The organism is Burkholderia sp. JP2-270 (genome assembly GCF_003233675.1).
Taxonomy (GTDB): Bacteria; Pseudomonadota; Gammaproteobacteria; order Burkholderiales; family Burkholderiaceae; genus Burkholderia; species Burkholderia pyrrocinia_C.
Genome location: NZ_CP029825.1, coordinates 2,674,879 through 2,697,545 on the forward strand (window position 1 = coordinate 2,674,879; position 22,667 = coordinate 2,697,545).

The 22,667-nt window shown below is 61.8% G+C and carries 18 protein-coding genes, 1 tRNA gene and 2 pseudogenes; 13 read left to right on the forward strand and 8 right to left on the reverse strand.

Annotated elements, in window-relative coordinates; genetic code table 11:
• The first annotated feature begins 39 nt into the window (after positions 1-39).
• From rpoD to DM992_RS30275, 11 genes and pseudogenes are all read left to right on the forward strand, one after another.
• Positions 40-2,457 carry an RNA polymerase sigma factor RpoD gene (rpoD, locus tag DM992_RS30230; RefSeq protein ID WP_111019855.1) on the forward strand — a complete coding sequence of 806 codons (2,418 nt, stop codon included), beginning with the start codon at positions 40-42 and terminating at the stop codon, positions 2,455-2,457.
• Between the two features lie 129 nt (positions 2,458-2,586).
• Positions 2,587-2,662 (forward strand) — tRNA-Ile (locus tag DM992_RS30235).
• A gap of 153 nt (positions 2,663-2,815) precedes the next feature.
• A pseudogene (locus DM992_RS30240) lies at positions 2,816-3,654 on the forward strand (integrase arm-type DNA-binding domain-containing protein); the annotation flags it as partial.
• A gap of 1,596 nt (positions 3,655-5,250) precedes the next feature.
• Entirely contained in the window at positions 5,251-5,643 is a 393-nt protein-coding gene (locus tag DM992_RS30245) for a hypothetical protein (RefSeq protein ID WP_162631764.1), read from the forward strand.
• Between the two features lie 68 nt (positions 5,644-5,711).
• Positions 5,712-5,915: pseudogene (locus tag DM992_RS30250) on the forward strand (IS256 family transposase); the annotation flags it as partial.
• Positions 5,916-5,974: 59 nt separating this feature from the next.
• The gene (locus tag DM992_RS30255; protein ID WP_081938342.1) at positions 5,975-7,243 is read left to right on the forward strand and encodes an IS256-like element ISBcen18 family transposase; all 1,269 of its coding nucleotides are present in this window, start codon (positions 5,975-5,977) and stop codon (positions 7,241-7,243) included.
• Positions 7,244-7,396: 153 nt separating this feature from the next.
• Positions 7,397-8,338, forward strand: a complete 942-nt coding sequence (locus DM992_RS30260) for a TraB/GumN family protein (protein WP_162631765.1) — start codon at positions 7,397-7,399, stop codon at positions 8,336-8,338.
• Between the two features lie 30 nt (positions 8,339-8,368).
• Positions 8,369-8,548, forward strand: a complete 180-nt coding sequence (locus tag DM992_RS30265) for a hypothetical protein (protein ID WP_111019858.1) — start codon at positions 8,369-8,371, stop codon at positions 8,546-8,548.
• Positions 8,549-8,568: 20 nt separating this feature from the next.
• Positions 8,569-9,510 (forward strand): cysteine peptidase family C39 domain-containing protein, encoded by a 942-nt coding sequence (locus tag DM992_RS30270; protein ID WP_111019859.1) that lies wholly within the window; start codon positions 8,569-8,571, stop codon positions 9,508-9,510.
• Positions 9,507-9,734, forward strand: a complete 228-nt coding sequence (locus DM992_RS41920) for a hypothetical protein (RefSeq protein ID WP_162631766.1) — start codon at positions 9,507-9,509, stop codon at positions 9,732-9,734. The genes DM992_RS30270 and DM992_RS41920 overlap by 4 nt, the downstream gene beginning before the upstream one ends.
• The gene (locus DM992_RS30275) at positions 9,731-10,645 is read left to right on the forward strand and encodes an alpha/beta fold hydrolase (protein WP_111019860.1); all 915 of its coding nucleotides are present in this window, start codon (positions 9,731-9,733) and stop codon (positions 10,643-10,645) included. Before DM992_RS41920 ends, DM992_RS30275 begins: the two co-directional genes overlap by 4 nt.
• Before the next feature lie 228 nt (positions 10,646-10,873).
• Here the strand turns inward: DM992_RS30275 and DM992_RS30280 are convergent, their stop codons facing one another.
• From DM992_RS30280 to DM992_RS30295, 4 genes are all read right to left on the reverse strand, one after another.
• Complete coding sequence (locus DM992_RS30280) at positions 10,874-11,053, reverse strand: hypothetical protein (protein WP_111019861.1); 180 nt, start codon at positions 11,051-11,053, stop codon at positions 10,874-10,876.
• A gap of 9 nt (positions 11,054-11,062) precedes the next feature.
• Positions 11,063-11,317 carry a hypothetical protein gene (locus DM992_RS30285; protein ID WP_111019862.1) on the reverse strand — a complete coding sequence of 85 codons (255 nt, stop codon included), beginning with the start codon at positions 11,315-11,317 and terminating at the stop codon, positions 11,063-11,065.
• An 85-nt stretch (positions 11,318-11,402) separates the two neighbouring features.
• Complete coding sequence (locus tag DM992_RS30290) at positions 11,403-12,212, reverse strand: PRC-barrel domain-containing protein (RefSeq protein WP_111020478.1); 810 nt, start codon at positions 12,210-12,212, stop codon at positions 11,403-11,405.
• Positions 12,213-12,657: 445 nt separating this feature from the next.
• A complete protein-coding gene (locus tag DM992_RS30295; protein ID WP_239511381.1) occupies positions 12,658-13,086 on the reverse strand; it encodes a carboxypeptidase regulatory-like domain-containing protein in 429 nt (142 codons plus the stop codon).
• Positions 13,087-13,659: 573 nt separating this feature from the next.
• Between DM992_RS30295 and DM992_RS30300 the strand changes: the two genes are divergently transcribed.
• Positions 13,660-15,210, forward strand: a complete 1,551-nt coding sequence (locus DM992_RS30300; RefSeq protein WP_111020480.1) for a phospholipase D family protein — start codon at positions 13,660-13,662, stop codon at positions 15,208-15,210.
• Positions 15,211-15,232: 22 nt separating this feature from the next.
• On the opposite strand, the gene DM992_RS30305 is transcribed toward DM992_RS30300, so the two are convergent.
• Entirely contained in the window at positions 15,233-16,699 is a 1,467-nt protein-coding gene (locus tag DM992_RS30305) for a PLP-dependent aminotransferase family protein (protein WP_111019863.1), read from the reverse strand.
• A 325-nt stretch (positions 16,700-17,024) separates the two neighbouring features.
• Here DM992_RS30305 and DM992_RS30310 point away from each other — a divergent pair, with 325 nt between their 5' ends.
• The gene (locus DM992_RS30310) at positions 17,025-17,681 is read left to right on the forward strand and encodes a pyridoxamine 5'-phosphate oxidase family protein (protein ID WP_111019864.1); all 657 of its coding nucleotides are present in this window, start codon (positions 17,025-17,027) and stop codon (positions 17,679-17,681) included.
• A 133-nt stretch (positions 17,682-17,814) separates the two neighbouring features.
• On the opposite strand, the gene DM992_RS30315 is transcribed toward DM992_RS30310, so the two are convergent.
• The 3 genes from DM992_RS30315 to DM992_RS30330 all read right to left on the reverse strand — a co-directional run bounded on the left by DM992_RS30315 (position 17,815) and on the right by DM992_RS30330 (position 22,528).
• On the reverse strand, positions 17,815-19,638 hold the full coding sequence (locus DM992_RS30315) for a S53 family peptidase (RefSeq protein ID WP_111019865.1): 1,824 nt from the start codon (positions 19,636-19,638) through the stop codon (positions 17,815-17,817).
• Positions 19,639-20,303: 665 nt separating this feature from the next.
• Positions 20,304-20,915, reverse strand: a complete 612-nt coding sequence (locus DM992_RS30325) for an ankyrin repeat domain-containing protein (RefSeq protein WP_111019866.1) — start codon at positions 20,913-20,915, stop codon at positions 20,304-20,306.
• A gap of 77 nt (positions 20,916-20,992) precedes the next feature.
• Positions 20,993-22,528 (reverse strand): catalase, encoded by a 1,536-nt coding sequence (locus tag DM992_RS30330; RefSeq protein WP_111019867.1) that lies wholly within the window; start codon positions 22,526-22,528, stop codon positions 20,993-20,995.
• Positions 22,529-22,667 lie beyond the last annotated feature (139 nt).

A 22,667-nucleotide genomic window follows, 5' to 3' on the forward strand; every position in this document is an offset into this window, starting at 1 on the left:
TTCCAGCGGTTTGTTTTCCAAGCAGAGGCGAAAATCGCGATGGCAAAGACGACAGGCGGAAAGAAAGCAACAGGCAAGGGCTCGACGGAGCCGACCAAGAAGGTCACAGCGGCCAAGTCTGCTTCTTCCACCAGGACAACGTCTTCAGCATCGTCAGCCCCTGCGGGAAAGAAAACCGCGGCCGGCACTGCTCAGGCTGCGCCGGCGCCGGCAGCCAGAACGCGGGCTGCCGCCAGACCCGACTCCGGGCCGGCCAAGCCGGCGGCGAAGCGGGCAAGTGCGAAAAGCGCAAGGGACACGACTGCCGCCGCGGACGAAACGGCAGTACGTACTACTCATGCACCCACGGTTCAACCGGCTGTCGTCCAGCAGCCGCGAGTCGATATAGCCGGTACGGCGAACTCCATGACCAAAAAGCTGAACGAAGTATCCGTCGATGACGACGCAAATCAGAGCGACGAGCAGCCCGCAGCCGCGGCTGCACCGGGCAAATCCAAGGTGCGCGATCGTCGCGCCAAGGAAAAGGCGCTGCTGAAGGAAGCGTTCGCGACGAGCACGCCGGGCACGGCCGAGGAGCTCGAAGAGCGCCGCGTGAAGCTGCGCGCGCTGATCAAGCTCGGCAAGGAGCGCGGCTTCCTTACGTACGCCGAAATCAACGATCACCTGCCGGACAACTTCACCGAGACGGAAGCCCTCGAAGGCATCATCGGCACGTTCAACGACATGGGCGTGGCGGTCTACGAGCAGGCGCCGGACGCGGAAACGCTGCTCCTGAACGACAACGCGCCGGCCGCGTCGTCGGACGATGAAGTCGAAGAGGAAGCGGAAGTCGCGCTGTCCACCGTCGATTCGGAGTTCGGCCGCACGACCGATCCGGTCCGGATGTACATGCGCGAAATGGGCACGGTCGAGCTGCTCACGCGCGAAGGCGAAATCGAGATCGCGAAGCGGATCGAGGACGGCCTGCGCCACATGGTGATGGCGATTTCCGCGTGCCCGACGACGATCGCCGACATTCTCGCGATGGCCGAGCGCGTCGCGAACGAAGAGATCCGCGTCGACGAGCTCGTCGACGGCCTGCTCGATCCGAACGCGTCGGACAGCGCCGACACGGACGGCTTCTCCGCGAAGGAAGCGGAAGCCATCGAGAACGAGGACGAGGAAGCCGAAGAGGAAGAGGAAGAAGAGGAAGAGGAGGACGATGACGGCGCCGCGCAGGCGACGGCCAACGCCGCCCAGCTCGAAGCCCTCAAGCGCGCATCGCTCGACAAGTTCTCGCAGATCAGCGAGTGGTTCGACAAGATGCGCCGCGCGTTCGAGAAGGAAGGCTACAAGTCGAAGTCCTACCTGAAGGCGCAGGAAACGATCCAGACCGAGCTGATGACGATCCGCTTCACCGCGCGTACCGTCGAGCGCCTGTGCGACACGCTGCGTGCGCAGGTGGACGAAGTGCGTCAGGTCGAGCGCCAGATCCTGCACATCGTCGTCGACAAGTGCGGCATGCCGCGTTCGGAATTCATCGCGCGCTTCCCGGGCAGCGAGACGGATCTCGACTGGGCCGAGAAGATCACGGCCGAGGGCCATTCGTACAGCGCGGTCCTGTCGCGCAACATCCCGGCGATCCGCGAACAGCAGCAGCGCCTGCTCGACCTGCAGGCGCGCGTCGTGCTGCCGCTGAAGGACCTGAAGGAAACCAACCGCCAGATGGCGGCTGGCGAACTGAAGGCACGCCAGGCGAAGCGCGAAATGACCGAGGCCAACCTGCGTCTCGTGATCTCGATCGCGAAGAAGTACACGAACCGCGGCCTGCAGTTCCTCGACCTGATCCAGGAAGGCAACATCGGCCTGATGAAGGCGGTGGACAAGTTCGAATACCGTCGCGGCTACAAGTTCTCGACCTATGCGACGTGGTGGATCCGTCAGGCCATCACGCGCTCGATCGCCGATCAGGCGCGCACGATCCGTATTCCGGTTCACATGATCGAGACGATCAACAAGATGAACCGCATCTCGCGGCAGATCCTGCAGGAAACCGGTCTCGAGCCGGATCCGGCAACGCTTGCCGAGAAGATGGAAATGCCGGAAGACAAGATCCGCAAGATCATGAAGATCGCGAAGGAGCCGATCTCGATGGAAACGCCGATCGGTGACGACGACGATTCCCATCTCGGCGACTTCATCGAGGACACCAACACGGTCGCGCCGGCGGATGCCGCGCTGCATGCAAGCATGCGCGACGTCGTGAAGGACGTGCTCGATTCGCTGACGCCGCGCGAGGCGAAGGTGCTGCGGATGCGCTTCGGCATCGAAATGAGCACGGACCACACGCTCGAGGAAGTCGGCAAGCAGTTCGACGTCACGCGCGAGCGGATCCGTCAGATCGAGGCCAAGGCGCTGCGCAAGCTGCGTCATCCGAGCCGTTCCGACAAGCTGAAGTCGTTCCTCGAAGGGAACTGATTTCCAGCGTTTCTCCTGCGAACGCCGCCGGCATTTGCGTGATGCCGGTGGCGTTTGTCTCCTTTGTTGTTACAATGCCGGCCCGGCTTCTTTGCCGGGGCTGCATGTAGCACGCGTCGTATCTCGTCAGGGCTTGTAGCTCAGCGGTTAGAGCAGTCGACTCATAATCGATTGGTCGCGGGTTCGAACCCCGCCGGGCCCACCAGATTCGCTTCCATGGTGTTCCATGGAATGCTGTGAACCCGCGATAGCCGCAAGGCTTCGCGGGTTTTTTGTTTTTCGGGGCGTCCAAGGGATTCCATGGACAGCCAGGGGCAAGTGTACTTTCCCTATTGTCTGTTGCCCCCGGGCCTGGACGATGCCTTTAACCGACACCGCTATTCGTAACGCCAAACCTGCTGACAAACCGATCCGCTTGTTCGACGGCGGCGGCCTTTATCTTGGAGTTGCCCGAGTGGCGGCAAGTGGTGGCGGTTGAAGTACCGCTTCTCCAGCAAGGAAAAACGCATTTCCCTTGGCGTGTACCCAGAGGTCAGTCTGAAAGAGGCGCGTGAGCGACGTGACAAGGCTCGCTTGTTGCTGGGAGCCGGAGCTGATCCGGGAGAGACTCGAAAAGCCGAAAAACGCGTGGCGCGACTCGGAGCTGAAAATACGTTCGAGGCCATCGCTCGGGAGTGGTACGCGAAATACTCCCCCTCATGGTCGGAGAGCCATGCCACGCGCAATCTCGCGCGCCTGGAGGCGGACGTCTTTCCTTGGATGGGCGCGCGTCCCATTGCCGGGTTGACGCCTCCTGAAGTGCTGGATGTATTACTCCGGGTGGAAAAGCGTGGGGCACTGGAAACGGCGCATCGGTTGCGCGGGATCATCGGTCAAGTGATTCGATACGGTGTTGCGACGGGGCGTGTCGCTCGTGATATCACCGTCGATTTGCGTGGCGCGTTACCGCCGAATCAAGTTCAGCACTACGCGGCAATCACGGATCCGACCCAGGTCGGCGAGTTGTTGCGCGCCATCGATGGCTATGCTGGGCCGCTGCCTGTTTCGTGCGCGTTGCGGCTCGCCCCATTGCTCTTTCAGCGTCCCGGAGAACTGCGAGCCGCTGAGTGGGCAGAGTTTGATCTGGAAGAGGGGACTTGGGAAATACCGGCAGAAAGGATGAAGCGTACCAAGCTGGGCAAGGCAGCAGGTGGTGCTGACCTGCCTGATTTCTTCGGGCCATTTCAAGCTTGGGGAACGGCCTCGGTTGATCCGGTGCGGGCGCGCGAACTGACCGGGGGCCAAGACGCCGTGCGCAAGGCACGCGCCGGCGATGGTACTCGACGGCTGCCGCTGGCCCCCTTCGAGCGCGTCGAATGCGATGCGCACAAGCTCGATTCTCGCATGGTCGTACTGATGCCCTCGCCGCACGGCGGCACCGAGCCACGCATGATCCGTCGTCTGTGGGGCGTGGTACTGGTCGAGATCGCCTCGCGCGCGGTGCTTGGCTATCACCCTCAGCCTGCGACGCGAATGTTCTGCCGAAGACGTGTTACGCGCGGTGCGCTGCGCCCTCATGCCGTGAGCCCCGCGCGACCTGCAGTTCAGCGACGCGGCGTACGTGCCGGGCGCGGGTCTGCTGTCGTATCGCTTCCCAGAACTCGCGGGCGCATGCTGGAACGAATTCAGCGTTGACGGGGCGCTAGCCAACATCTGCGCGCGCGTCGAAAACGTGCTGCGCGATGTGGTCGGCGCCAGGATCGTCAAGCCGCTGGTTGGTCGGTGCTACTGCGGCGCACCTTTTCATACGACGCTGCGATCCATTGTCGACTTTGGCACCGCCGGCGCCTGCCGATGCGGCCGGCTGCACTTCTTTACGCGTGAAACGTGCCGCCGGCCGATCTTGGCGCCGGAGTTGACGCACGCGTTCGATTCCGTGGCGGCCTAGCTGGAAGCCCTGTCGAAATTGATCCGGCCGGCCCGGCTCGACGATGCGTTGCTACGACGAGATCCCGATAGTGTGCGCTGGCTGGTCACCACCGCGCGCACGCTCGGCGTGACCTATCCCGCGTGCCTGCGTCCCGTCGCGCCGTCAGCCCCGGTCGTGCTGGTTCAGCTGGGAACACGTCCGGGTGGCACCTCGAATCCAGCACCGCCGCGCCTGAAAGATGAGCGGTCGTCGTACTGGCGAGCCTCGCCGACCATCACGGTATCCCGGGCGCTCGCGCGTCACGTTCGCCGGCATCTAGCACCCGGCGGCAACCGGTGGGTCGCCCGGCGATTCGCCTTGGGTCGAATGGTGACGCCAGAGGGGAGGCTGGAATCGCATGCGCCGATAAGATAGCCTTGTTATCACGACAGCTCGGTTTGACCTCGAAACTTGGCGCCGGAAAGCCGGTTGGGGCAGTTCCGGCACGGCTGGCGGACCAGCAGCCCGTCGATCGACACAACTTTAGTTGAAATTTAGACACAACATTAGTTGTGTGAGCGCTGGTCGCCCGATCGAGCCCGCCCGATGCGGCCGAAATAATGTATCGCTTTTACGCGGTGGTACTACGAACGGCACCTCGGTTAGCCAATATGTGAAATTTCGCCCCCAATATTCCGCGTAATGCCTCATAAAACCTGGGAAATATGGCAGTAAAGCAGGTGATTCGCTTATATGGTAGCGGTATCTTTCATATTACATAAACAAATATTTCTAAAAACAAAAAAATCGCCACTTCCGAAAGGAAGGCGGAATGGTGTTTCGGAAGAGATTTTGATAATCTCGCTCGGCTTGCAAAGAAGGCATCACGATTTAATGTGAGATGGATGCAGTGGATCAACCGCAGACGTGCATGTAATTTCCCGGGGCTGCATTTTCGCCGAAATCGTTTTCGCGGGCATTCGGTTAAAAACCCAACGAAATGGAGATTTTCAATCATGAGACTCCTGAATGACAATGAACTGGCAATTCCGAGTGGTGCCGTGTTTGCCGGTGATGTGGGCAATGCGGTTGGTGCAGCTGTCGGCGGCCTTGTCGGCGGTGAAGTGGGGGGGCGGTCGGCGCGGCGGTCGGTAGCGCCGTGGGTGCCACTGCGGGGGAGGCCGTCGGTGAAGCAGTTGGTAATGCTGTTAGCGGCGATTCCAGCGATAGCTCGGGTGACGCTGGTTCCAGCGACGGCGGCGATGGCGGAGGAGACGGCGGCGGTGATTAACCGCTAGCAGAAGGGACCTATCCGTCATTTCGTGGGCGGGGCATATCATGAGGTATAAAAGTCATGGATATGCCGATGAAGAAGAAGAGGCAAACCGTAGCGCGTCAGGCAGCGGCCCGCGGGCCGCTGCCTGAGTTGCCCAAGGAACTGCTGGACCAGTTGGTCAAGGGGCCGATGACGCCGACCGAGGTTCAGGATCTGATGCTGGCGTTCAACAAGGCGATCATCGAACGGGCGATGGGCGCCGAGATGAATCTGCATCTGGGCTACCCGTCGGGACCTATCCGTCATTTCGTGGGCGGGGCATATCATGAGGTATAAAAGTCATGGATATGCCGATGAAGAAGAAGAGGCAAACCGTAGCGCGTCAGGCAGCGGCCCGCGGGCCGCTGCCTGAGTTGCCCAAGGAACTGCTGGACCAGTTGGTCAAGGGGCCGATGACGCCGACCGAGGTTCAGGATCTGATGCTGGCGTTCAACAAGGCGATCATCGAACGGGCGATGGGCGCCGAGATGAATCTGCATCTGGGCTACCCGTCGGGCCAGTCCAAGCCGGCCGGACAAGCCAACGAGCGCAACGGCGCCAGCGGCAAGACGGTCATCACGGATCGCGGCCCGGTTCGTGTCGAAGTCCCTCGTGACCGTGACGGCAGCTTCGAGCCGATCCTGATTCCCAAGCACGAGCGCCGCTTCACCGGCTTCGACGAACGCATCATTGCGATGTACGCGCGTGGCATGAGCGTGCGCGAGATTCAAGGGTTTCTGGCCGAGCAATACGGCACCGAAGTGTCGCCCGACTTCATCAGCTCGGTCACCGACGAGGTGATGGCCGAAGCGCTGAGCTGGCAGAGCCGCCCACTCGAGGCGATGTATCCGGTCGTGTTCTTCGATGCGCTGCGGGTCAAGATCCGCGACGACGGGGTGGTCAGCAACAAGGCCGTCTATCTGGCCTTGGGCATCCAAGCCGATGGCCAGCGCGATGTGCTGGGCCTCTGGATCGAGCAGACCGAGGGCGCCAAGTTCTGGCTCAAGGTGTTCAATGAACTCAAGACGCGCGGCTGCCAGGACATCCTGATCGCCGTGGTCGATGGCCTGAAGGGGCTAACCGAAGCCATCAGCGCGGCCTATCCGCGGACCACCGTTCAGACCTGCATCGTGCATCTGATCCGCAATAGCCTCGAATACGCCAGCTACAAGGACCGCAAGGTACTCGCCACGGCGCTGCGCCCGATCTACGCGGCTGCCAGCGAAGAGGCAGCAAGGCAAGCGCTGCAAGACTTCGCCGACGGACCTTGGGGCGCGAAGTACCCGACGATCGTGCAGTCGTGGCAACGCGCGTGGGAGCACGTCGTGCCGTTCTACGTGTTCCCGCCGGAAATTCGGCGAGTCGTTTATACGACAAACGCCATCGAGAGCTTGAACATGCAATTGCGCAAGATCATCAAGACGCGCGGTCACTTCCCGAACGACGAGGCGGCCATCAAGCTGCTCTGGCTGGCGCTGCGCAACGTACTGGCCAAGACCGTGAGGGCCGCCTTCGACTGGAAATCAGCGATGAACCAGTTTGCTATTCTGTTCGGCGAACGGTTTACGCAGGCGCGTGGATAACCTGTTGTTCAACCGCCTCGCCCACAAAAATGCGGACAGGTTCAGCAGAAGTGCCGCGGGCTGGCGTTGCCAGAAGCCCGCGGTACTCATTCGTCGAGCCACGCCATGTTGAGGTTAGGCATCGATTGTCGTATTGCTACTGGTGGATTGTGCATGCCGATTTCCCGCCGTGACTTCGTGAGAATCGTGATTCCCTTGATGATCAATGCTATTGCTCCCGGTGCCGACGGTGCATCGCAAGACGATACGTCAATTCCGGAGGTCTCTCCCTCAAATAATGGGATCGTCTGGAAAGCCGTCTCCGAAACAGGTCTCGTGGTCAATCTCATTCCGACGATTCACGTTCTTCCTCGTCACGACCGGCTACCACCTCGTATCGTCAAGAAAATCGCCACGTCAACGAAAGTATTTATCGAAGCTAATCCTAACGACGCCACCGATCGGGCGAACGCGGTAAGGCACTGCCGTTACCCGAACGACGATGACGTATTCAAACATCTGACCGCGCAGACCGCGGCACTGCTCATCGCACGCGCCAACACTGATAAGGTTCCGGTGGAGAAAGTCAGAAGATTGAAGCCTTGGGCCATATCGATCCTGCTCCAGGACATCGAGAAGCGAAACGCGGACCTCGGCAAGCTGACAAGCGTTGAAGCAAAGATCGTCGAGGAAGCGCGCCACGACGACATACCGGTCGAAAGCTTCGAAAGCATCGAACAACAGTTCGTGATGTTTGATTCGTTTCCCGAGGACATTCAAGACGCGATGCTGCGCGGTTATCTTGAACAGAACGCGACCGCGGCGCAAACCAATACCGCACTGACACGCATCGCGCGAGCATGGCTGGCGGGAGATGTCGAACGTGTCGGCAGCGAGATTTCGGCGCTCGATCCGTACACCCCACGTATCGACAAGATCGTCAACGAAAAAATGCTGGATCAGCGAAACCATCGGTTCGCCGACCGGATTCTGGCTGAAACGCAATCGCCTGCAGCGGCTCCATTTGCCGTCGCGGTTGGATTCAACCACTTCAATGGATCAAATGGCCTGCTGAATCTCCTTGCGGCTAGAGGATTCGTCATCGACGCCACCTGAGACAAGCTCAACCGACGAGAAATATCGAACATGGACAAACACGCAATTCTCTCAGCCCTCGTCATCGGCGTGCTGGCATATCTCATCACGTCGGGCGTACGTCGTTTATCCGAAAGCGGCCGACTCGGGCAGTCGAAGTGGACGAGGCACACCCTGATCGTGGTTCTCATATTCATCACCGCACTCGGCGTCAAAGCGCTGATCGGCTAGTTGCTTTACCGCGCCTACTTATGAATCTCCTCGGGATATTTGGCAACCTTCAGGCCGGGCTGCGCAAGAAGGTTCCGGTCGTTCTACAAAACGAGGCGGCCGAGTGTGGACTTGCGTGCATTTGCATGGTCGCGTCGTTTCATGGCCATGAAATCGATTTGCGCCAGTTGCGTCAACGCTTTTTGGTTTCCCTCAAAGGCACGACGCTCGCCAACCTCATCGAGATCGGCAGCCATCTGAAGCTGACAGCTCGCCCCCTGTCGCTCGAATTAGATGAAGTGCGTCACTTGCAACTGCCCTGCATCCTGTACTGGAGTTTCAATCACTTCGTCGTGCTGGAGCGTGTCCGGTCGTCGAGCGTGGAAATCGTCGATCCGGCGCTCGGACGCAGCACCGTTGAGTGGAAGGAACTATCCAAGCATTTCACGGGCGTCGCACTCGAACTAACGCCTAACCCCGAATTCAAACGCGCGAAACGGAAAGAAAAGCTCCGGGTCCGCGAGTTGACCGGGCGCATTGTTGGGCTCAAGCGATCGCTTTCGCAGATATTCCTACTGGCCATCGCGATCGAAGTTTGCACGATAGTGACCCCACTCTTCGTTCAATGGGTGACCGACGAGGCACTTGTTACGGGTGACGAGCAGCTCGTATTGACCTCCTCGGTTGCCGTAAATTATGGCTCGAAGATGTCTACGAAAGGCTGGCCGGTCCAGTCCGAGGCCATTCACGCCGCAGTCACTGCCCGCGACGCGACCCGGAAGGCATATACACTTGGCGTCAAGATCAATGTGGACGTACTCGATGCGGAGGACCGGCTATATGCTGCGCGGACCGACTCCATCAGGGCGACTTTCGACGCGCTGCAGTCCGAGGTCAAATTGAAGCGGCTGACGACTGATCTCACTGAATATTATGGTGCCGAGCTGAACCGCGATATATACGGGGAGACGAAAGTGCCATGACCTTGATTGAAACGAGTCAATTGTGTTCGTGGGCGGCTGCGACCAATTGGCGCCGCTGGACTGACGTTTCCGGCTATGAGGCTATTATGCCGCCTGCTGAACAGCGTATCAGTTTCGTTCAAACTGCATCAGACGCTTATTATCTGTATTTTGAGAACATTACCAAGGCGGCTTGCCAATCAAAAAGGTCTCCTGCATATCCGAGGCAATTCAGTGGAATATGAAAATCATCTCTCGTCGAAAATGGATATTCGTTCACGTGCCCCGACTCTTGATGTCGGGGGCTTTGATCGCTTCCGTGATTGGCTGCGCACTGTCCGCTAACGAGGATCAGCCCTTCGCAACTGACCTCCACGAAACCATCGTCATAGTTTCGGTCGACGACGGAGCGCATAAACGCGATCTGGTAGCGACCACCTATATGCCCGCTGGTCCTGGACCGTTTCCGTTGCTTGTTTTGAGTCACGGCAGTCCGCCTGATCCCCGGGACCGGTGGAAGGTGGGCCGCTACCGTGAATTACCGCAGATTCGAACGTTCGTCCAACTCGGTTTTGCTGTTATCGTGCCAATCCGCCGTGGCTACGGAGCCACGGGAGGCACCGACGAGGAGGGCGCTGGTTCTTGCCAACATCCCGATTACATGGCCGCCGGTAAGCAGGCGGCGCAAGACGTGCTCGCAGCCGTCAAATATGCGCAGACCTTGCCTCAGGTCGATCGGGAGCATGTTGTTTTGGTAGGGCAATCAGCGGGTGGATTCGCGTCTCTTGCAGCAGCAAGCTATGCCCCGGAGGGATTAGTCGCGGTCGTCAACTTTTCGGGCGGCCGCGGCGGGAACCCATCGAAACATCCTGGCATGCCGTGTGGCGCGCAGCAGATGGCTGACACGATTGCGCATTTCGCAACGACAACACGTGTTCCCGTACTCTGGCATTATGTTCAAAACGACAAGTTCTTTGCACCTGAAGTCGTTGCGACATGGTTTGCAGCATTTCAGGCAGCTGGCGGTCAGGGGCAAATGATCGTCGAACCGCCTTTCGGTAAGAACGGTCACGGCATGTTCACCGTCAAGGACGCAATCCCCATCTGGTTGCCGCACTTCGAGCAATTTGTCGCCCCGCTCGTATCGACAAAATAGTGGATCTAATTTTGACGTAAGTGAACCGGCCAGGAGAAGCCGTTCGATTGCCGGTGAATTGCCATCAATTGCCTGGAAGCCATGAAATGAACGCGTCCGTCCCATGATTGAGAACCCAAAACGGGCCACCAGATTCGCTTCCATGGAGTTCCATGGAATGCTGTGAACCCGCGATAGCCGCAAGGCTTCGCGGGTTTTTTGTTTTTCGGGGCATCAAGGGGATTCGTATTACACGACCGTCGCCGTCGCGTAGGCAGCAGCGCTGGCTGCTCCGCTGCCGGTATTGAACACGCAGGCGGAGAGGATGATCGAGGCGGTGGATTTGATCGAAGCGCTTGGGGGCGGCTGGTCGACGGACGAGATGGAATCCAGGTCGGGGTCCGGGTCGGCTTCGACCGGCGGGCGCATCGAACGGCGCTATCCGGAGCCGGCCAGCCGCAGGTCCGGTTCGACCAGGAATTGGGATTTCACATGATCGACGACATAGATGACCACGCCGCTCGCCCGGCGCGTCCTCGGTGAATAGTCGAACTCGACCGCATCGGCGTCGGCGGATGCAGGGCTCACGAGAAACACATGCATCCCGGCCTTGAATACGTGATGCGAGGGCAGGCGCTGATTGACCAGTTCGATGAATTGCCTGGCGGAGATGACGGGCATGAAAGCGGGCATGGAACTTCTCCGGTATGAACTGACGAAGCGTTCAGAACGGACGAGCGTGAGGGTCGCAGGTTTCACGCAGTCAGAGGCCGCGGCATCAAAGCGTACCGCGGGCCGTGGACGATTCGGCATTCAACCAGTAGCCGTGCTTGCCGTAGAACTGATGCAGCACAATTTCGTCGCTTCGATAAACAGGCTGTGAATCGTCGTATTCGGGGCTGTGGCGGATCGAGTCGCGGTCGAGCGCGGTCGATACCGTTTCCGTGGCCCAGTCCACCTGGTCGAGCCAGTGCGTCGCGATCAGGAATTCCCTGTTGGTCAGCCACCAGTTCCGCGTACTGATTGCGAGATAGCGGATCACCCAGGCTTCATCGTCGTAGATGAAGTCGGACACGCGGCCGATGTGTCCGGCCGTGGTTTCGAGCCGATAACCCTTGACCTTGCCGGTGCCGCGCAGATGCGTGTCCGCTGGCGCATCGGCAGGCGTTGGGCGGGTGGGCAGCGGATTGCCAGTCTCAAGATCTTGCGACAGGACGGCAGAATGGAACGCAGGGCATGCGTCCGTGCCCCACAGGTTCGGGCCACCCCAGTAGGGCGGGTAATGGTAGTAACGCAGGTATTCGATTTCGTGTTGGCGGGATACCGGCTTGCGTATGTCCAGATCCGGGCTGTCTCCTACCTGCCGGCGCGTAAGATCGACATGCAGCGTGCTGGATCGGGAGTCGGTGTGCTTGACTGAATAGGGCGAGATGAGTACCAGCCTCTCGTGCAGCCAGTCGCCCGTCTCGACGACGAGGTAGCGGATGCACCAGTTGTCGTCGTCGAAGTAGGCTTGATTGACGTGCCCGATGTCGCCGTCCTTCGCGCGCACCGCGCTTCCGTGCAATTCCTTGATGCTTCGTAGCATGATGTTCTCGGCAGATCGATGCGCGGCATGTCGATGATCCGGCTGAACCGCGTGCCGTGCGGTGGCGTCCAGTCGCTCGCCCGTGGATGCCGAGCGATTCGTGCCGATCCCGTTCATGCACGCGGTACACGATCTGACGTGTCGTCGTGACGGATATCCGGCATGCTTACACGGTACTGGCAACGGACGGTCGACGCGGTACGAAAGCGTACAGAGTGTGTGCCGGATCGAACATCGGTCTGTTGGATCGACGCAGATCAGGATAACGAATCGACCGGAATCGGAAGGACGATGTGTTTCCGGCGTTCACGAGTCGCGCGGGCGGTCGCTTCATCGGTAGTTGCTGCAGCCGGACGCCGTACCGTGCGGACTGACGGGCCGGCCTTGCCGGCTCGAGAGGCCATTGTGCCGAGCCGCTTGTGCGCAGAGGGGCCGGTACTCGTGGCTACATGAACCAGATAAACGTATGGCGCGCGGGCCGGGATGCCGAAATGTTCACGATGTATCGTTCGGACTGGCCGTTGTAGCTGGCATTGATCGCATAACGTCCGCTCCTCAGATTGGCCAGCATGAACGGGCCATCAGACGGCACCTCCAGAATCGTATTGCCTTTCATGTCCGTGATGGTCACGAGTACGTCGGACAAGTATTCGTTCCCGCTTCGGGCCCGGCGGACGAAGGTGAGCACGAGAGCGTAGTCGCGCATGACGCCCTTGATTGCGACCGATTGATCGAGTCCGATGCCGCCCGACAAATAGGTAACCTGATCGGTGTGCTGCACCGGAGGGAGGTTGTCGTCGGCTGCAACCGGGGCGATTCCGACTAACGTGGCGCTTAGAAGGAACGCGAGCACTAAGGATGCGGATGTTTTCATGACGGATCTCCTGGGGAATTCGGAGGGGAGTCGAGGTGTGGCGGCAGCGCCGGTCTGACTGACAGGATCGGCTCGCCTCTCACCAATGCGGCTATTCGCGCCGCATGTCTGTCCGGTGCCGGACCCTTGGTCGTCATCAGATTGCGCGCCGTCCGAATCGTCGTACGCGCCTGCTTCGGCAACCTGAGCGTCGCGCCGCCTGCGGGCGCATGTACGCTAGCCGACCGACAGGCCATTCGAATGCATTGGGCCCGCTGTCGAAGGACTCGTTCGCATGCTTCGCGGACGGTGCATTTCGCCGGAATCGACTGCACCGCCGGCAATCTGGACGGTTTCCACCGTGACCGTCCGCGCGAGCATTTTTGCCGCGAGCGACAGCGGCGTGTCGCGCATCTTCAGAGCACCACCGCAGGGAAAACACGGAGAGGGTGCCGTCCCGATGGCAATCGAAGTATGCTGTGGCGCGGCACGGTCCGCGCGCGATGCCTTTAGGGCGCCCGGGCAGCCGTCGAGCCCCGTATCCATCCGGCGGCCAGAATAAACATACTTCGCCGGGGAGTGGCGACGGCAATCATGATCATGCTGCGTTCGTGGGGTGCGATTCTTTCGTTGCTGGCGCTTGTCGCCTGCGCCAGCCTGCCGCCGCAGTCTGATCGCGCGCCGACGCATGCGTTCGCCGACACGGAAAACACGCGGCTGGGCGTCGCGTTTCGCCAGCAGGCCGGCATGCATCCGGGGCAGGACGCGTTTCATCTTCTGACGGATCCGGTCGATGCGCTGGATGCGCGTGTGCTGCTTGCGGACCGCGCGGACCGGTCGCTGGACCTCCAGTACTACATCTGGCACGACGACCTGACCGGGCACGAACTGGCCGATGCGATCATTCGCGCGGCCGATCGCGGCGTACGCGTCCGCGCGCTGCTCGACGATCTCGGCACGAACGCGGACGACCGCAAGCTGCTCGAGATCAGCTCGCACCCGAACATCGAGATCCGGCTGTTCAACCCGGTTGCCACGCGCACGTTCAAGAAGATCGGCACGGTGTTCGAGTTCTCGCGCGTCAACCGGCGCATGCACAACAAGGCGATGATCGCGGACAACCAGGCAGCGATCGTCGGCGGCCGCAATATCGGCGACGAATACTTCGGCGCATCGTCGATGCTGGAGTTCGGCGATCTCGATGTCGTCGTCCACGGTACGGTCGTGAAGGACATCTCGACGGAATTCGATACGTTCTGGAATTCCCCGTATGCATATCCGATCGACGCGCTGGTCGGGCACGACGCGGCACCTGGCGGGCTGGACCGCGAGCGCGAACGGTTGCGCGACTACCTGAGGGCGATGGACGACAATCCTTACGTGCTCGAAGCGAGGCAACGGCTCGACCGGATCGTTCATGGGCAGGGCACGGAATTGTCGTGGGGGCGCGCGACGGTGCTGTACGACGATCCGTCGAAGATCGCGCATTCGCCGAAGGACAGCGACGGGCACCTGATGCCGCAGTTGCGCGCGCTCGCATTGCAGCCCGAACATGACCTGCTGATCGTGTCGCCGTATTTCGTGCCGGGCAACGCCGTCGTCGAGCGGCTGCGCGCGCTCTCGGCGCGCGGCGTGCGCGTGACGGTGCTGACCAATTCGCTCGCGTCGACCGACGTGGCGGCCGTGCATGCCGGCTACCGTCGCTACCGAAGCGATCTCGTGGCGGCCGGCGTGAGGCTTTACGAGCGGCGGCCGTCGGGCGACAAGAGCATTTCGAAGCAGGTCATCATCGGGTCGTCGCGTGCGTCGCTGCACGCGAAGACCTACGTGTTCGACCACAAGAGCATTTTCATCGGCTCGATGAACCTCGATCCCCGTTCGCTGAACCTCAATACCGAGATCGGCGTTTACTGCGAGAGTTCGGCGATTGCGTCGCAGGTTGCAAACGACCTGGAATCGCGACTCGACCGGATCGCGTGGCGCGTCGAGCCGAGGACCGATCAGGCAGGGAAAGGGCAGCTCAAGTGGGTTCAGACCGATTCGGACGGGAAGGTCGCCGAGCTCGATCACGAACCGGAAGTGTCGGCTGCGCGCCGGATGGAAGTCTGGTTTCTCGGGCTCTTTCCGATCGAGTCGCAACTGTGAGCGACGATGCGTCGTGCTGCGCTCAACTCCGCACGCGGCTGTACTGCTCAATGACGTTCGCGAACTGCCTCGTCGCTGTTTCGATCGTCGCGTCGCTTAGCCCGGAATATCCGAGCACGAAACCGTTGTACCGACGTCCGTCGCCGACGCCGTAGCTGCTCAGCGGCTGAAGCAGCAAGCCATGCGCGGACGCGGCGCGCGCGACTTCGGTATCGTGCAGCGGCAGCGCGAGATCCGCCGTCAGATGCATGCCGCCCGGGCTTTCCCGAACGCTCAACGATGTGCCGAGATGGCGGGCGAGTGCCGCTTCGAGGCTGCTGCGCCGCGCGGCGTACAGCGCCCGCATGCGGCGCAGGTGCCGCGCAAAGAGACCGGTGTCGATGAATTCGGCCATCGCCAGTTGATCGGCCGAATGGCCGCGATGGACGAGTTCGCGCAGCGTCCTGGTGAAGTGGTCGACCAGCACCGGCGGCACCACCATGAAGCCGAGCCGGAGGGCGGGAAACATCGTCTTGCTGAACGTGCCGAGATAGCAGACGGGCGCGTCGGCATAGAGGCCCTGGATCGCCGGGAGCGGCTGGACGCCATGTCGGAACTCGCTGTCGTAGTCGTCCTCGATGATCCACGCGCCGCATGCGCGCGCATGCTCGACGAGCGCCGCGCGTCGCCGCGGGCTCATCAGCGCGCCGAGCGGGTATTGGTGCGACGGCGTCGTATAGATCAGCCGGGGCGGTTGGGCGCGCCACTGTTCGTCGGTCGGCGCCATGCCTTCATGGTCGACCTCGATCGGCACGATATTCAGGCCGGTCGAGCGGAATGCCGTCCTGGCGCCGTTATAGCAGGGGTTTTCGAGCCAGCCGAATTCGCCTGGGTCGGCCAGCATGCGCGCGCACAGCTCGAGGCTGCCCTGCGTGCCGTCGGTGATGAATACCTGGCCGGTCTCGCAGCGCACGCCTCGCGAAACCCGGATGTAGGCGGCCACGGCGCGCCGCAATTCGGGCAGCCCTTCGATCGGGCCATACGCGAGCTGGGTGGGCTTGACGGCTTTCCATGCGCGCTCGACGCAACGGCGCCACTGGGCGACCGGGAATTCGTCGAGCGAAGGAAGGCCGGGGACGAACGGCAGCATGCGTTCGGGCTCGGGGTGGGCGTTCTCCAGGCCGTGCACGCGCTCGGACAGGTGAACCGGGGCCGGGCTGTCGTCATTCCCGGCGCTCGAACGGCCGCATCCGTCCCACAGCGTGATCGTGCCGTTGCGCGTGGCCGCCACGAAGCCTTCTTCGGCTAGACGCTCGTACGCATAGACCGCGGAGTTGCGCGCGATGCCCAGCTCCGCCGCGAGCACGCGCGTCGATACGAGCCGCGTGCCGGGCGGAACGTGCCCGTCCAGCAGCATGTTGCGCAGGCTCCGGTACAGGGCTTCCTGCTGGCTATGTCTTGTCGTGCCGTCCTGTCCGGACAGCGAGGAGATGAGTAGCGCCAGGTCCATCGGCTGGTTCCAGATTTTTTCCTTGGGCTGGTTCTTTTTAAGAATCAACGCACATCGTATTGTTCACGTTCTCGCGGTGCAGGCCGGTGCCGGGCGATTCGCGGCGGATGGCCGGTACCCGGGCGATCGTTGCGATCGCGTATTTTGATCGATTCGGCGCGCGACTGTCGATGAGTCGATCGATCCGTCGTTCGGGCGGGGATGCCGCACGATTCCGATTCGATTCATTTCGCAGTGCATAGATGTTTTCGATCGAATTCCGCGTGTTGCCGAAACGCGGACCGCTTGATGCGCGCCAGGTGGCGCACGAACAGGAAAACCAAACGTGAAAGACCAGACCCTCACCTCTCCTACATCCCGTACCACCATTCGCCGCCTGCCTGAACTGGCGAATCGCGATCGCACGATGCTCTACCGTATCGTGGACGATGCATACGTCTGTCACATCGCGTTCAGCGACGGACAGGACACGCACTGCATCCCGACCGCACACTGGAGAAGGGGCGACGATCTCTATATTCATGGGTCGAACGGAAGCCGGATGATCAAGGCACTTTCTGCGGACATACAGGCCTCCGTGGCGATTACGCTGCTGGATGGCCTCGTGTTGGCCAAGTCGGCCTTCAGTCACTCGATGAATTATCGATCGGCGGTGATCTACGGGCAGTTCGACATGGTGGAGGGTAGTGCGGAAAAACTCACGGCGCTGGATGCCTTCATGGACAAGATCGCCGCGGGCCGCAAGCATGAAGCGCGACCGGGCAATTCGAAGGAACTCAACGCAACCAGCGTGCTGCGGATTTCCCTGGCGGAAGCGGCCGTGAAGGTCAGCGATTCGCTGCCGTCCGACAAGGAGGAGGACCTCGCGCTCGCCGTGTGGGCGGGGATCCTGCCGCTGAAGACGACGCGCGGCACGCCGGTTCATGCCGACGGCAGCGACAGCGTGCCCTTGCCGGACTACGTTCGGAACTGGGCCGATTGAGTGGTGCGGCAAGATCGGGATGTTTCGCAGAAAACCCGCGAGGGCTTCGCAGCCTTCGCGTTTTTTTACGCGGTGGCATGCGATTCCGGGCGCGCGAAACGGCGCACGCGGAACCGCATCGGTCATCGATCCGTCAGCGCGCGAAATCCGACGTACTCTGGATGAACGCGTTCAGCTTCGAGATGTTCACGCTGCCGAAGCCCGTCGTCGCGTCCCAGCCGGCCTTCGCCTTGTAGCCGTAGGTGCCGCTGCCGTTGTTGCCGGACGTGACGTCGTGCAGCAGCGCCGCATTGGTCGGGAAGTACTTGTAGATGCTCGACGCGGGGAACCCGAGCGCATTGTTGTTCGCCGATTGCAGCCGCGCCCAGATGCCCGTGAAGATCGGCGCGGCGAGGCTCGTGCCGCCTTCGTTGTTCAGGTAACCCGAGCCCCACAGCGTGTCGGACGTCTGGCCGTTCACCACCAGAATCGCACCGGTGCGCAGATCGGCGTCGAAGCCGACGTCCGGCAGCGCGCGCTTGGTCGACCCGGTGAGGCTCGACAATTGCCACGACGGCGCGGCCTCGTACTTGCTGTATCCGCCGCCCGTCGACCACACGGTGCCCGGCTGCCAGCTCGGATCGTTCCAGACGATCTCGCTGTTGTACGCGTTGGTCGACGTGTTGGTGAACAGCGTCGTGCCGCCCACGGCGATCACGTATGGCGACGTCGCCGGTTCGCTCACCGTGTAGGTCGAGCGCGACGGCGTGCCGCTCGCGCATTCGTACGCGCCATGGTCACCGGCTGACACGGAGAAGGTTTGCCCTTGAGCGACCGCCTGCTTGAAGATGGTGTCGTCGGTCGACTGCGACCCGGTGCTGTATGCGGACGATTCGCACACGCCGAGCGACACGTTGATCACCTTCGCGACGTTGTCGGTCACGGCCTTGTTGTACGCGGCCGTGATCGCCGTCAGCGTCATCGACGGCGCCGCGTAGAACACGACCTGCTTCACGCTGCCGCCGGCCGTACCGACGATCGACTGGCTGTCGAGGTTCCACTCGACGGTGCCGGACGTATCGGTGTATGAACTGCCGGCCGGGCCCGTCTGCACGATGCTGCTGCTGATCGTGCCGAGGCCGTTGTTCGCGGCGAACGTATTGAGGTCGCTCACCGTCTGCGACAGGTCGCCTTCGGAGATGATGCCGACCGTGGTTTGCGAGGCCGTCGGCGTGCCGTCGCCGCCGTAGAGCGACGAGAATTCGGTCGGGTTGTGCGGCACCGCCGACGCGCCGGCCGGGATCGTCAGGTTGCTGGTGTTGCCTTGCGGCTTGCTGCCCGCGCCGGTATGCATCAGTTCGACGTTCTGCAGGCCGAGCACCGCGCCCACGATGCCGCCGATCGCGTTCGGCACTTGCGCGGCATCGGTATTCGCATAGACGCTGCGGCCGTTGCGCGTGAAGCGCTTGAGCGTCGTGCGGAACGCGGACTTGATGGTCGCCGCGGTGCCGGATGCGGACACCAGCAGCCGATTCGGCGCGACCACGACGTTCACGAAACCTTCCTTGCGCAGGTGCGCGACGACGGACGCGACCTGCTGGTCGGTCGGCGCATATTGCGCGGCGAACTGCGCGGGCGTGAGGAACTGCCGGTAGTGCGGCGAGCCGGGCGTATGCAGGTCGCGCAGGTACTTGTCGAGTTGCGCCTCGTTGCGCAGGTTCAGCCCGAGCACGATGTCCACCGATTCGCCGGGCGCCATTTCGATGGCTGCTGCGGCGGCCGTGCTCGCGGCAGGCGCGCCGGCCACGCCGGCTTCGCTCTGCTGCACGAGCGGCAGGAACCCCTTGGTGCGCGTTTCCGTCCAGCCGGCCGCCGGCGCGGCGTGGGCGGTCGCCATGCCGAACGAAGCGGCCGCGGCGGCGCATGCGAGCTTGACGATGCGAATGTGCTTTTGTTTCTTGTTTGCAACCTGATTCATTTGGATTACCCCTCCGGTTGAACATCGAACGGCACGAACAACAACGGTCGACGGCGGTGCGGGTCGTGCATCGCCGCTTTCTGCCGCGCTCGCGCGGTTGGCGCGGACGCGACAGGGCCATTCGCCCGATCCGGAAAGGTGGTTTCTCTCCGGGGGCGAAATACGGGAAACGCGGTAGCGGAAGGGCTGCACCGCGATGCGGGGCAGCCGCGCGGACATGGCGCGGACGGGATTGCTAGAGCAACAGCTTCGGTATCCTGCTCATTTCATTCGATCCTTCGGCCCGCTGCCGGATGGCAGTCGTCCAATGAGATGCATCGGGATGTTGCGTGCGCCGGTGCGCGAACGACACAACCGGCGGTGAGCACTTCGGTGCGACGGAAGCGAAAAAAGACGTAGAGCGGAATCGATTGCGTGGTGAACAATTCGTCCGATTGCTTGAATCGGACGGTATCAAGAACGAAAGAGAAGTGTCAAACTTTTTTTGATCATATGAAACAAAATTAAATCGAATAGCGTGCAATGATTTTGAAAAGTTTGGCGGCGATTTGTAATGTTCGAGATCGCGTTCGTGAGGAATGCAGAATGCGATGCGTCGATCATTTCCTATTCATCCTGTAATAGGCATGCCCGGTCGATCTGCCTGTCGACAACACACAACCGCTCTACTGTGCGGCACCGGCGCGCCGCAGCGCATCCGCGGCTTCGGTGTTGTCGTGCGTCAGCGCGAGCCGCAGCAGCGACTGGCCGCGCCGATCGACATGGTTCGGATTCGCGCCATGCGCGACGAGTAGCGGGATCAGCTCGAAACGATTGAACAGCGTTGCGAACCCCAGTGCGGTTTCGCCGGCGCCGTTCGTCTGGTCGATCGGGCAACGCGTATCGAGCAGGCGCCGCGCGATGGCGGGTTCGTTCTTGAAGAGGGCGCCCATCAGCGCCGTGTTGCCGTGGCGATCGCCGGCGCACGCGTTGGCGCCGGCCGACAGCAGGTAGTCGAGCGCGGCGGGTTGGCCGTCGTAGGACGCGAGTATCACGGCCGTATAGCCGCGGCTGTCGGTGGCGTTGACCGGATAGCCGGCGTCGTGCAATGCACGCAGGATGTCGACGCGTCCGACGCGGGCAGCGTCGAACCAGTCGCCGTCGTAACGGCGCAGCGCGGCGGGATCGGCTTTGGAATACGCCGGTTGGTCGGGAAGGTGCGCGCAGCCGGCGATCGCGGCCAGCGCCAGGGCCGTTGCGGTCGCGCGGATCGTGCGTGTCAGGCGTTCTGATCGCATGGGGATGTCCTGATGTGGAGAGAAGGTCGACGTGCGCGGCGCAACCCCGCACGTCGACGGCGACCGGAGTCGCGGGATCAGTTCTCGTTCAGCTTCGCCGCGAGCGACTGCACCTGCTGAACGTTCGCGTGCACGGCCTGCGCGAGACGCGTGCCGTAGTCGGCGTCGGCCTTGTAGAAGTACGACAGCATCGCGTACTGGTTGCGCGCGTTCGCCACCTTGCCGAGATCGCCGGACAGCGCGGTGATCAGGTCGTCCTTGTCCTGCTGCGACAGGCCGCGGTAGTACTCGCCCGCCTGACGGAACAGCAGCTTCTTGTGGATCGCTTCCTGCTGCGTCGTTCCGGCCAGTGCCGTGCGTACGGACTTGTACTGCGGATCCTGCGCGAGTTCGTGCAGCGTCGACGGTTCGTAGTTCACCTCGCCCTTGCGGTCGCCGGCATTCATCTTGCCGTCCTGGTTGTTGTTGACCACCGGCACGACCGGCCGGTTGATCGGCAGGTCCATGTAGTTCGAGCCGAGCCGGTACAACTGCGTGTCGGCGTACGCGAACAGGCGATCCTGCAGCATCCGGTCTTCGGACGGCTCGATGCCCGGCACGAGCCGCGACGGCGCAAACGCCGATTCCTCGGTCGACTGGAAGTAGTTGTCGGGCACGCGGTTCAGCGTCATCGTGCCGATCTTGCGTTCAGGGACGCCGGTCCAGACCTTCGTGTCGTCCAGCGCATCGAAGTCGAAGCGGTTCAGGTCCTTCGGCGTGAGCACCTGCACGTACAGATCCCACTTCGGGTAGTCGCCTTGCTTCAGCGCGCCGTACAGGTCGTTCGTCATCATGTTCCAGTCGCGCCCGATCGACGCGGCGATGTCCTGCGGACGCAGGCCGTGCACGCCTTGCTGGCTTTTCCAGTGGAACTTCACGTAGTGCACGTCGCCGTGCGCATTGACGAACTTGAACGCATGCACGGCAAAGCCGTCCATATGGCGATACGAATCGGGCATGCCGGCATTCGTGTACAGCATCGTCAGCATGTGCGTCGCTTCGGGCGTGTTCGCGAAGAAGTCGAATGCGAGGTTCGGATCCTGCACGCCGGTCACGGCGCTCGGCTTGTTCGCGTGAACGAAGTCGGGGAACTTGATGCCGTCGCGAATGAAGAACACGGGCCAGTTGATGCCGACCATGTCCCAGTTGCCCTGCTGCGTATAGAACTTCACCGCGAAGCCGCGCGGGTCGCGGGCCTGTTCGGGCGAGCCGCGGGAGCCCATCACGGTGGAGAACCGAACGAACACCGGCGTGCGGGTGCCCGGCGTGAAGACCTTCGCTTTCGTCAGGTCCGAGATGTCGGCGGTCGGCACGAACTCGCCGAATGCGCCGGTGCCGCGCGCATGCACGACGCGTTCCGGAATGCGCTCGCGATCGAAGCGCTGCAGTTTCTCGATGAGCGCGGAGTCCTGCAGGAGCACGGGGCCGGCAGGGCCGGCCGTCTGCGAATTCTGGTTGTCGCCGACGGGCGCGCCCGTGTCCCGGGTGAGTTCGGCGGCGTAGGGAGACGCGGAGAACGCAACGCAGATTGCGGCGACTGCGTGTCTCAGCACGCGATGGGAGGATGAGGACATGACGATGAAACTCCTTGAATCCGATCGGTGGTGGGGAAGCCGACTGAATTAGAAGAGATCGTCAGACGATTGGCCAATTGATATTGGATATGTTTTCGATAGCCGCGGCGACGATGCGGGGCGAGCCCGATCGTTGCGG